The following is a 12,135-nucleotide window of genomic DNA, read 5'->3' as shown; positions in this document are numbered from 1 at the left end:
GTTAAGTCTGAAGTTTCGCTAATCAGCCATTGAATAGCATTTAACGAAGCGTTTCTGCAGGGAAGAGTATCGGCGCAAAGGTCACTGCGTAAAATAGAAAGGGCGATTCCTGTAACAGGTAATCGCCCTTTTTATTGCCTGACTTGCGCGTCTTTTAGTTCATTACTGCGGTGAAGCTGAAAGCGACAATCACGAGCAAAGCGCAAACCGTGGTGATTAATGACAATTTTAGATTGCGGTCCATAAAACCCCCTTACAGATCAATTGTGGCGCTTCATTTAGCCACACTAAATGTGTGCCAACGCATTTTCTCATACTTCCCGGCTAAAATCCCGCGTTGATTCATGCGCGATAACCCACAATAACACTTCCACTTTCCTGCAATATAAGAGAAAATTGTCGGTTACCACGCCTGTGTGCCGGTCGATTTCTCCCGAGGGCGCTTTACGCCTCACTCTGACGAACTCACCCAACGATTTCACTGCCTTTTTATAAGCCCGCAGTGAAATCCACGCAAGCAAACGATTAACATAATGCTAACGTGCTGAAACACGTGAGTTCAGGAGTCATTCCTTACATGGCAACGATTAAAGATGTCGCAAAGCGCGCTGGCGTTTCCACCACAACCGTGTCGCACGTCATCAATAAAACACGTTTCGTCGCCGAAGACACCAAAGCCGCGGTTCTGCTGGCCATCAAAGACTTGCACTACTCACCAAGCGCCGTCGCACGCAGCCTGAAGGTCAATAACACTAAAACGATCGGCCTGCTGGCGACGTCAAGCGAAGCGCCCTATTTTGCCGAAGTGATTGAAGCCGTGGAGAACAGTTGCTTCTCCAAAGGCTACACATTGATTTTGTGTAACTCACACAACAATCTGGATAAGCAGCAGGCCTACCTGGCGATGCTGGCACAAAAACGTGTCGATGGTTTGCTGGTGATGTGTGCGGAATACCCTGATGAACTGCTGAACATGCTGGAAGAATACCGGTCAATCCCGATGGTCGTAATGGACTGGGGCGAAGCGCGTAAAAACTTCACCGACAGCATCATCGATAATGCGTTCGAAGGCGGATACATGGCCGGACGCTATCTGATTGAACGCGGCCATCGCGATATCGGCGTGATCCCGGGGCAGCTGGCGCGTAACACCGGCGGTGGCCGCTTCCAGGGTTTTGTGAAAGCGCTGACCGAAGCCAATATTCCTTTGCGTGAAGAATGGGTCGTCCAGGGTGATTTCGAACCCGAGTCAGGTTATCAGGCTATGCAAAAAATCCTGATGCAAAAGCAACGCCCGACCGCCGTGTTCTGTGGCGGTGACGTCATGGCGATGGGCGCGATTTGTGCAGCCGATGAATTCGGTTTGCGCGTTCCACAAGACATTTCCGTTATCGGATATGATAACGTGCGTAACGCCCGTTACTTCTCACCTGCGCTGACCACGGTGCATCAGCCGAAAGAGCGTCTGGGTGAAATGGCCTTCACGATGTTGCTCGATCGCATCGTCAGCAAACGAGAAGAATCTCAGACCATTGAGGTACATCCGAAGCTGGTAGAACGCCGCTCAGTGGCCGATGGCCCTTTCCGCGACTATCGCCGTTAATGTTTGCCTTTACTCTCTGCTAATAATGCTTTTAACGCCTGCTTTTGCAGGCGTTTTTATGCAACACGCGCATTAATTTTTAGTGAAAATTTGTCACGATAAATCATATCTGACCCTTATTATTTATTAAGTAAATTCATTTATTACATGAATTAATCCACTACAAATAATGACCTTCATAATATTATTCGCGTAAGTTATCTATAAAAAAAACAATACAAAATACATATTAAAAAAAATTTCCCTATATATTACAGGCAAATGAAGATTACATATGATTTCAGAAAGCAGACTAGCACAATTAAAATTTCACTTTCCAAAAAGGTTCAACTAATATCCTTCACCTTTTGAAATGGAAGTAAGGAAAATCTAATGGAATGGAAACCGAGTGTACTCGCAACACTCATCTCTTGTGCTATTTTCAATACCCACGCAGGAGTAATGCGTGAAGATGTATCGGTACAAGACTACCGGGACTTCGGTGAAAACCTGGGTAAATATACCCCCGGAGCCGAAAATGTAGAGGTTTTTAAAACTGATGGTACGTCTGCGGGCTTCTTAAATTTCCCGATCCCCGATTTTAGCTCCACTGATGACTCCGCCGTTGCAACGTTAATTTCACCCTCTCACATCGTGAGCGTTGCTCACAACGGTGGCTATAAATCAGTAAAATATGGAAATAATGCGAAGTATTCTTACACTTATCAACTCATCAGCAGAAATGTCGATCCCTCAGGCAGAGATTTTCATGTTCCACGCCTAAATAAAGTTGTAACAGATGCGGCACCAGCCCCCATGATGCTCGCTAATGATGCCCGTAACGATCATGAAAGATATAAATATTACACTCGGGTTGGTTCAGGCACTCAAGTCCAGGTCATTCCGGGAACAAATAAAACCAAACAGCTAAGCAGCGCTTATAAATGGAAATCGGGCGGGACAATGATTAATCCCACCTTTGAAAACTGGAGATTACGGTGGACAAACTACGCGCCAGACGATGCGCGTACGACGCCTTTTAGTTCTGCTGCGGAAGGTGGCGATAGCGGAAGTCCGCTATTTGTCTATGACAGCGTAGATAAACAATGGGAATTGTACGGTGTAACGACGTCGGGTAATGGTTCACCCCCTTACGCGTTGACCACGTATAACTTAGATCTGCAGACAGCCTTTATAAAATCGATCATTGATTCAACGACGGATCCCGATGTCGTGGATGTGCAGGCTGATGGCGATATTCATTGGGGGACCGCCGCTATAACCCAGGGCGATTCTCAGTGGATATGGCATGGTCTAAGCTACGCGCTCCCTACTCAGGCAACCAATGATGAACTGAACGCAACACACGACCTGCGTTTCAATGGCGAAGGTGGTCAACTTGTGCTGGATTCTTCCGTGAATCTGGGCGCGGGTAAACTTCAATTTTCCAATGATTATCGCGTCACCTCCGCGACAGGTGCGAATGCCACGTGGGTGGGTGGCGGCGTAGAAGTGGATGGTGGTAAAACGGTTGACTGGGAAGTTAACGGCCTCAAAGGCGATAACCTGCATAAAATCGGTGAAGGGACACTGTATGTAAATGCTACCGGCGTTAATGAGGGTGGACTGCGAGTCGGTGACGGTACCGTGGTGTTGGCCCAACAAGCTGACCAGAACAATAATCGCCAGGCATTTTCTACCGTCACGTTGGTCAGTGGCCGTCCGGTTGTGCAACTTGGTGACGAGAGCCAAATTGCCGGCGATCAGATTCAATTTGGTGCGCGCGGGGGCACTCTTGACCTGAATGGTTACGATATGTCTTTCGCGACGATAAATCACAATGACGATGGTGCGATTATAGCTAACACCAACGATGCTGAACAATCTACGTTGACGCTAAACAACACTTCTTCCCAGAGTTTTATCGGTCATTTAGGCTCGTCGGAACATCCTGATGCGCTTAATATTGACTATGTCCCGGCAGGAGATAATAGCTGGAACTTTGCTGGCGGAGTGGATGCTAATGATATGACAGTGCGTGCGGGCACTGCGATCTTCAGTGGACGAGTGACTCCTCATGCGGCCGGTACGGTCTTCAGCGATGACTGGATCAACGAAAGTTATCATGTGAATCATCTGCTGGTTGAAAGTGACGCCGATTTTATTCTGAATGAACATGCTTCAATGGTCGGCAAGGTGACGCTTGCAGAGCGCGCCAGCATGCAAATGACAGGTAAAACACACTTCACCGGTGATATTGAAGTGGGTAAGCAGGCAAAACTGGTGGTCGTCAATGATACAAGCACATTGGCAAGCACCGATGGCACGGTGGATAGCTGGCTTAATGGTCAAATTTCAGGCGAAGGGTCGCTTGAAAAATACGGCAGCGATACCCTGTACTGGACCGGCGAAAATACCTTGACCGGCGGCGTAGAAATTTATGGTGGGACACTTAAACTTCAGGGTTCTGTGGCTTCGGATATGATTTTGCACGATGCTACTGAGTTAGCGGGTGCGGCCACCATGAATAATCTCACGCTGGGTGATAATGTCATACTGCGTCCTTATGCTGAGCCAAACTTACTAACAGCGGGGAGTTTTACTGCCGCCTCTCAGGGAGTTAATGGTAATTTCATAGCCGGCAATAACACTCACCTCTATCTGCGTACCGGGATGGACGAGCAGCAATCAGTCAGTGATACGTTATTGATTTCAGGAAACGCTGATGCAGCTCAGGCTGTCACGTTACATGTTGATTTATCCGGCAATGGTTATATGACCGACGTGAATAATAGCGGTATCGCCGGTTCTGCCGAAGGGATATCACTTGTTCAGGTCGGGGGAACGTCGACGAAAGACACTTTCCAGCTTGAGCATGGGTACGTCGCAAGCGGACCATGGCAGTATTCCCTCTATACGTTTGCCCCTGGAAAAAGTGATGCATCACAGCGTCTGGTTGACGGCATAGGAAATCAATATTGGGATTATCGTCTGGAAACACGTTATTTGACCGAGGGTGATGAACCTTTACCCATTCCAGACCCGACTCCGGATGTGCCAGATGTTGTTCCGGATCCTACTGTGGATGTGCCTGACGTTGTTCCGGATCCCACCGTGGATGTGCCTGACAACGTTCCGGACCCCACTCCTGTTGCCCCGGCACAACCGGGCCGCCTGGCTGTGATTCCGCAGGTTCCTTCATACTTGTCGTTGCCATCAGCATTGCTCAGCTATAACAGCCGGGTGACACAGACTTTCCAAAATCTGACAAACACCTCCACCATGGAAGGGCCCGAAAGCGAGCACTACCCTCTCTGGCTCCAGTACATCAATGGTGAAGATAACTATCACTCATCGCTGGGTTTTACTGATTACGGATACGATTACACCCAGAAAGAACAAGGCTGGTTACTTGGCGGCAAAGTGATGCACCTGGGTACCGACGAGCAATATCTGGCATGGAATTTAGCCATTTCCAATGCGGATTTGAAAGTTACGCCGGATGCAAAAGACGGTAACAGTGAAGGCAATTACAAAACCTACGGGCTGACTTCTTTACTGACATTCCACCATCAAAGTGGCTGGACATTCGACCTTGGTGCGGACATGACCAAATACGATGGCGATGTTTCGACCGAGGCGCGTGGAAAAGTAGCAGACATTGATGCTTATTCCTGGAGTGGCACACTGGAAAGCAGCTATCCCTTTGTCTTTGGCGAGCATGAATTTGCTCCAGTATTGGGTGCAGGCATCCAGGTGCTGAGTGTGGATGATTTCACCGACATCGACGATGTTGACGTGCATTACGACAATATTGTCCGTCCGACAGGAAAAGCAGGTATGCGTTATCGTTACAAACTGCGTAACAGCGCTGTGGGCAACATGATGCTCTATTCCAGCACTTATCTCACTAAAGACTTCAGCGATACGCCAGATGTATGGGTTAGCAGCACCCGTAATCACGATGTTTCTTCAACATTTGATATGGGAACACCGGGAAGTTCGGCGACGGTTGACGTTGGGGTTATTAATGAACTAACACCGTTCATCTCTCTAAATACCGGTTTCCAGTATCAGCAGCGTCTGAGCAGCGATGATGAAGGCATTAACTCGTGGCAGGGCAATGCAGGGGTAAAAGTGACGTTCTAAAAGAACATTCACAATGCAGGTAAAAATCCATCTCGTGAAGGGATGGGTTTTTATTTTCTAATCGCGCAGCCATTCCTGATTCATCGTATCCGTATCGCCCATGTATTCCAGCAGCCACGCCAGTGATGGCGACGCATTACTTTGATCCCACGTCAGGCAGCACGGGCTGTCCGGGAATCGGTTCTCCAGCGTAAGAATCTGGAGTTTTTTTTGCTCAATCCATGGCATGACGCGATGAACTGGCATCATGCCCACGCATAATCCCTCGGTCAGACACTCCAGCGCACAGGTCCAGTCGGGCACCACCAGACGCCGTTGGTTATCCAGCGTCCAGGTATCGCGCTTAGGTAAGGTCCGCGAGGTATCCTCCAGACACAGCGCCGGATAAGGGCGCAGCTGCTCGTCGTTGAGCGATCCGGTGTGTTGCGCCAGCGGGTGCTGCGGGCTGACCACGCAGTGCCAGTCCATAAAGCCCATGTCGCGAAAACTGAAACGGCCGCCGACCGGTACGGCGCGCGTTGCACCGATAGCCACATCCGCACGGCCATCCACCAGCGCATCCCAGACACCGTTAAACACCTCCGAGTGAATAATCAGTTCGGTATCCGGGAAATGCCGGTAAAAATCCAGCACCAGACGACGTGTTCTGGCCGGTTTAACAATCCTGTCCACCGCCACACGCAGTTCGCCGCGCCAGCCGTTGGCCACCTGCTGACACTGGCGCCGAGTGGCTATCATTTTTTTTGTCAGAATTCGGGCTTCATCAACAAAAACCTGCCCGGCCGGAGTCAGTACTACATCCCGATGCCGCCTTTCAAACAGCGGAACGGCCAGCCATTGCTCAAGCTGACGGACGGTGTAGCTGATAGCAGAAGGCACACGGTGCAGATCTTGCGCTGCTGCGCTGAAACTGCCGGTTCGTGCTACTGCATCGACCACTTCAAGTGCATATTCGGACCACATCAGTTAGCCTTCAATTTTTTTGATAGCAGACTGCAAATATTAGCGTTTCACAAGACTGTTATCAAAGCGTTAAACTCCGCATCCGAACCTATTTCTGCGTCAGATCATCTGCAATAAACACATTAATGAGACCAAAATGAAACCCTCCTTTGGATTTATGCTCTATCTCGCCGGATTGAGCATGCTCGGCTTTTTAGCTACCGATATGTATTTGCCTGCGTTTAGCGCAATGCAAACCAGCCTGATGACCAGTCCGGGTATGATCAGCGCCAGCCTGAGTATTTTCCTCGGCGGCTTTGCTGTCGGGCAACTGCTGTGGGGGCCGCTCTCCGATCGTATAGGCCGGAAACCGGTGCTGCTGATCGGCCTGACGCTGTTTGCCATCGGCTGTCTTGGGGTTCTGTGGGTGGAAAATGTCCGTGCTCTTCTGGCGCTGCGTTTCCTGCAGGCGATGGGCGTTTGTGCTGCTGCTGTCACCTGGCAGGCGATCGTCGTTGATCGTTTCTCTGCGGACGTGGCGAAGAAAACGTTCGCCAGTATCATGCCGCTGGTTGCCCTTTCCCCAGCGCTCGCTCCGCTGCTTGGCGCATGGGTACTGAATCATTTTGACTGGGAAGCCATTTTCGCCCTGCTGACGGTCGTTGCGGTGCTACTTGTTATCACCACGCTCACTTTGCGAGAAAACAAACCTGCTGAGCATCCGCCTGAAAGTAAAGCCGGATTCGGCACCTTACTGAAATCCCGCGTTTACACCGGCAACGTGATGATTTATGCCACCTGCTCTGCCGGTTTCTTCGCCTGGCTGACTGGATCTCCGTTTATTTTAAGCGATATGGGTTACTCACCGGCGGTCATCGGCCTGAGTTACGTACCTCAAACGATCGCTTTCCTGCTGGGCGGTTTTGGTTGCCGAATGCTGATCAGTAAACTGGATGGCAATAAAATTCTGCCGTGGTTGCTGGCGGGATATTGCCTGAGCGTGGTCTGGCTTTTCGTTATCGCGATGTTCACCGATGCCGGGTTGGTGAGCTTGTTGATACCGTTCTGTCTCATGGCTTTGGTGAATGGCGCAATCTATCCAATTGTTGTCGCAAATGCATTAATGCCATTTCCTGCTAATACAGGCAAAGCCGCCGCGTTGCAAAATACACTTCAGTTAGGTTTGTGTTTTATCGCCAGTCTGATGGTTTCCGCATTTATTGCGCATCCTCTGATGGCGACAGTGACCACCATGCTGTCTACAATAGTGTTGGTCGTGTTGGGTCGCTGGCTGTCACAACGGCAAGTAAACCAACAAGTTTGCGTGGAAGAAACCCCGCAGGAAGCTGAAGCACAACATACTCACTGATCGCGATAATGACCTTTAGTTACAATCACTTAAAGGTCATTAGCATCCAAAGCGATTAACTATTGAGAATGTATGCAGTCGAGCCTATACTCAATAAAACCTCTAAAAATAACACTTTTACAAAACTTTTATTACAAGCTTTTGTGTGCCCCGCGGAGTGCGTCACACTATTTTTCATGGATGATTGTCCTGCAAACCTTGTAGTTTGTGGGGGTTTTTCTAAATTTCCTCTGTTGGTGTCGAATATCGGACGAGGCGCTCAGTCGTCTGTTCTCATAAAGACCTGCAAAATAGCCTTTGCTTTTCCCGGCAGGTTAATAAGTCAGAAGAGAAAGTGATGGAGAAGCTATGAGTTCATCGTGTATAGAAGATCAAAGCATTCAGGATAATCAGTGGTATCGGATCGTCAGCGAAATGTTATCCTCCGCGGATATCCGGATTAATGGCAACCGCCCTTTTGACCTTAAAGTAAAAAACACTGACTTCTACAAGCGTGTTTTGCAGGAAGGTTCTCTGGGTTTGGGTGAAAGTTATATGGACGGCTGGTGGGAATGTGAACGCCTGGATATCTTTTTTCAGCGCGTATTGCGAGCCGGTTTAGAAGATAAACTTCCCCGCCATTTTAAAGACACACTTCGTATCGCAGCTGCACGTATTCTGAATCTGCAATCCCGTAAGCGCGCGTGGATTGTTGGTAAAGAGCATTACGATTTGGGCAATGATTTATTTACACTTATGCTCGACCCTTATATGCAATATTCCTGCGGCTACTGGAAAGAAGCGACCACCCTTGAGGAGGCGCAGGAAGCCAAACTCAAAATGATCTGTGACAAGCTGCAATTAAAACCGGGCCTGCGCTTGCTGGATATCGGTTGTGGCTGGGGCGGATTATCTGAGTACGCGGCGCGCCATTATGGCGTCAGCGTGGTGGGTGTGACGATTTCTGCTGAACAGCAAAAACTCGCGCAGGATCGCTGCGAAGGGTTGGATGTCACCATTCTTTTGCAGGATTATCGTGATTTAAACGATCAGTTTGACCGCATCGTCTCCGTCGGAATGTTTGAACACGTTGGGCCGAAGAATTATCAGACCTATTTCAATGTTGCTAAACGCAATATTAAACCCGACGGTATTTTCCTGCTGCACACCATAGGTTCGAATAAAACAGACCTGAGCGTGGATCCCTGGATTGATAAATATATCTTCCCGAACGGCTGCCTGCCTTCGATTCAACAGATTGCACACACCAGCGAATCCCTGTTCGTGATGGAAGACTGGCACAATATTGGCGCAGATTACGACCGCACGCTGATGGCCTGGCACGAACGCTTCCAGCAGCACTGGCCGCAACTGGCTGAACGTTATGGCGACCGCTTCCACCGGATGTTCACCTATTACCTCAACGCCTGCGCCGGAGCTTTTCGCGCACGCGATATTCAGCTGTGGCAGGTGGTATTCAGCCCGCAGGGTGTAGACGGCGGTATCCGCGTTCCGCGTTAATCTCGCGGGCCCTGGTCAAAAAAAAACCGGACAGCCTTTTGTGTCCGGTTTTTCTTTATCTTAACGAGGATAAAAAGGTTTATTCCGCCTTTTCGATCATCGCCTTCGCCGTGGCAATAGCCGCTTCACGACTTTCTAACACGCGTTCTACCGTATCGACAATCGCCTGAGTTTGCGGATCGATCTCGATATTAATTTTGTCACCGAGACGCTTAGCGCCTAATGTCGTTCGCTGTAGCGTTTCAGGAATTAAATGCACGCAGAAACGGGTACGGGTCACTTCACCGATGGTCAGACTAATACCGTCGATGCCGATATAACCTTTATGTAATACATATTTCATCAAATCTTCATGTGGCATTCTGAACCAGATTTGACGGTTATTTTCGGAAGTCAGAATTTTGGCGACTTCCGCGGTGCAAATAATATGGCCCGACATTAAATGGCCGCCGATCTCATCATTAAACCGCGCAGCGCGTTCCAGATTGACCTGATCGCCGACGTTTAAATCGCCGAGATTAGTCAGACGGAGCGTTTCTTTCATCAGGTCAAAGCTGACCAGATCGCCCTGCACTTCCGTTACCGTCAGGCAACAGCCATTGTGCGATACAGAAGCGCCGAGCTGGAGGTTATCCAGCATATCTTCTGGCATGCGAACAATATGGGTACGGAAATTCGGTTTTTCGTCAATCGACACTACCGTTCCGGTTCCCTGAACAATTCCGGTAAACATAGCCCTTTCCTCAATGCTGAATTCTGTTGTATTAAGACAACGCTGACGCCAGTTTGCCGCAGATTTAATTGAAAGCCAAATCTGCACGGCACAAATAGCACTGCCTGATTGGATATCATTATTTAACCGACCATTAACAGCATCGTTTGCTTAAAAAAAAGGAAGCGGTACAATCTTCGGGCTATTCTCTTGTCTTTAATGCCACCTGACGTGGCGTTTTTTCATCCAATATAATCAAAAATAAAGGTGTATGTGTGCAGAAGTACCTTGCAGAAGCGCGGGTCTTATTAGCGCTTGCCATCCCGGTTATCCTTGCGCAAATAGCCCAGACCTCCATGGGCGTGGTGGACACAATCATGGCAGGTTCCGTCAGTGCAACGGACATGGCCGCCGTCGCCGTCGGGACCTCCATCTGGTTACCGGCTATTTTATTCGGACATGGTTTATTACTGTCGCTGACGCCGACGATTGCCCATCTCAATGGCGCAGGCCGACGGGATAAAATCGGTCATCAGGTACAACAAGGGTTCTGGCTGGCCTCGGGTGTTTCCGTGCTGATCATCGCCGTGCTGTATCACTGCGATCAGATTATCGGCCTGATGCATAACATCGATCCGGAACTGAAAGAAAAAGCCGTCGGCTATTTACGCGCCATTATGTGGGGCGCACCGGGCTATTTATTTTTCCAGGTCCTGCGCGATCAGTGTGAAGGGTTGTCGAAAACAAAGCCGGGCATGGTCTTTGGTTTCATCGGCCTGCTGGTGAACATTCCGGTTAACTACATTTTCATCTACGGTAAGTTCGGTGCCCCCGCCCTTGGCGGCGTCGGGTGTGGTGTTGCAACGGGTACGGTGTATTGGGTTATGTTCTTTATGATGCGCTTTTACGTGCGCCGTAATTACACGATGCGCGATATCGTCCCCGCAACACGCTTCGCCAAACCCGACTGGCCAACGTTACGCCGCCTGACTCAGCTCGGCATGCCGATTGCGCTGGCGCTGTTCTTTGAAGTGACACTGTTTGCCATCGTCGCTCTGCTGGTTTCTCCACTGGGGATTGTGGCAGTGGCCAGCCACCAGATCGCGCTGAACGTGGGCTCGCTGATGTTTGTCGTCCCACTGTCGCTCGGCGTGGCCGCGACGATCCGCGTCGGTTCGCAATTGGGGAAATCCTCGGTCGACGGCGCCAAAGTGGCTGCGTATACCAGTATCTTCACCGGAATTATCATGGCCTGCTGTACGGCCTCGACGGCGATTCTCTTTCGTGAACATATTGCCGCACTCTATAACGACAGCCCTGAAGTCGTGATGCTGGCTTCCCATCTGCTGATATTCGCGGCCTTGTTCCAGATTTCAGATGCCATTCAGGTCATCGGCAGCGGCATTCTGCGCGGCTATAAAGATACGCGTTCTATCTTCTATATTACGTTTGTCGCCTACTGGGTGCTGGGATTGCCGGTCGGATACATGCTCGGGCTGACGGATTTCCTTGTTCCGAGGATGGGGCCGAGCGGGTTCTGGTGCGGCTTTATTCTCGGGCTGACGTTTGCCGCCGTGATGATGACGTTCCGTATGCGCTGGTTACAGAAGCAACCTTCATTCACGATTATGCAAAAAGCTGGCCGATAGGTTTACCGGTCACGCACGATGAATTATTCACCGGTGCGTGGCCTTTTCTCCCTCCCTGATGGCCGTTATGCCTAAAAAAACAACGCAATGCGCATAAGCTCGTCAGTCGCGCACAATATGTAAGAAAAATGTCTTTTTTCCCTTGCCAGCCTTCAGAGACGTCGTTAATATTCGTCCCCGTCGCCAACACTGGCTGACAAGAAAGAAAACGATGCGTCCGTAGCTCAGTTGG

Annotated in this window: 8 protein-coding genes; 5 read left to right on the top strand and 3 right to left on the bottom strand. The window is 49.7% G+C overall.

Annotated elements, in window-relative coordinates; translation table 11 throughout:
* Positions 1-154: 154 nt before the first annotated feature.
* Positions 155-244, bottom strand: a complete 90-nt coding sequence (gene cydH, locus TU92_RS22635; RefSeq protein WP_112168485.1) for a cytochrome bd-I oxidase subunit CydH — start codon at positions 242-244, stop codon at positions 155-157.
* Positions 245-577: 333 nt separating this feature from the next.
* On the opposite strand from cydH, the gene purR reads away from it, so the two are divergent.
* Positions 578-1,603 carry an HTH-type transcriptional repressor PurR gene (purR, locus tag TU92_RS17590; RefSeq protein WP_112168484.1) on the top strand — a complete coding sequence of 342 codons (1,026 nt, stop codon included), beginning with the start codon at positions 578-580 and terminating at the stop codon, positions 1,601-1,603.
* A 372-nt stretch (positions 1,604-1,975) separates the two neighbouring features.
* Entirely contained in the window at positions 1,976-5,731 is a 3,756-nt protein-coding gene (locus tag TU92_RS17585; protein WP_112168483.1) for a S6 family peptidase, read from the top strand.
* A gap of 57 nt (positions 5,732-5,788) precedes the next feature.
* On the opposite strand, the gene punR is transcribed toward TU92_RS17585, so the two are convergent.
* Positions 5,789-6,694 (bottom strand): DNA-binding transcriptional activator PunR, encoded by a 906-nt coding sequence (gene punR, locus TU92_RS17580; protein ID WP_112168482.1) that lies wholly within the window; start codon positions 6,692-6,694, stop codon positions 5,789-5,791.
* Between the two features lie 136 nt (positions 6,695-6,830).
* Here punR and punC point away from each other — a divergent pair, with 136 nt between their 5' ends.
* Together punC and cfa are read left to right on the top strand one after the other, a co-directional pair.
* Positions 6,831-8,042, top strand: a complete 1,212-nt coding sequence (punC, locus tag TU92_RS17575) for a purine nucleoside transporter PunC (protein WP_208640416.1) — start codon at positions 6,831-6,833, stop codon at positions 8,040-8,042.
* 348 nt (positions 8,043-8,390) lie between these two features.
* Positions 8,391-9,542, top strand: coding sequence for a cyclopropane fatty acyl phospholipid synthase (gene cfa / locus TU92_RS17570; protein ID WP_112168481.1), 1,152 nt, complete (start codon positions 8,391-8,393; stop codon positions 9,540-9,542).
* 79 nt (positions 9,543-9,621) lie between these two features.
* Here cfa and TU92_RS17565 read toward each other — a convergent pair whose 3' ends face one another.
* Positions 9,622-10,275, bottom strand: coding sequence for a riboflavin synthase subunit alpha (locus TU92_RS17565; protein WP_112168480.1), 654 nt, complete (start codon positions 10,273-10,275; stop codon positions 9,622-9,624).
* Positions 10,276-10,529: 254 nt separating this feature from the next.
* On the opposite strand from TU92_RS17565, the gene TU92_RS17560 reads away from it, so the two are divergent.
* Positions 10,530-11,903 (top strand): MATE family efflux transporter, encoded by a 1,374-nt coding sequence (locus TU92_RS17560; RefSeq protein ID WP_112168479.1) that lies wholly within the window; start codon positions 10,530-10,532, stop codon positions 11,901-11,903.
* Positions 11,904-12,135: the final 232 nt, after the last annotated feature.

The sequence above is a fragment of the Rahnella inusitata genome, assembly GCF_003263515.1.
In the GTDB taxonomy this organism is placed as follows: Bacteria; Pseudomonadota; Gammaproteobacteria; order Enterobacterales; family Enterobacteriaceae; genus Rahnella; species Rahnella inusitata.
The sequence above is the reverse complement of the archived record's forward strand: the minus strand, read 5'-3'. Positions and strand labels throughout refer to the sequence as shown.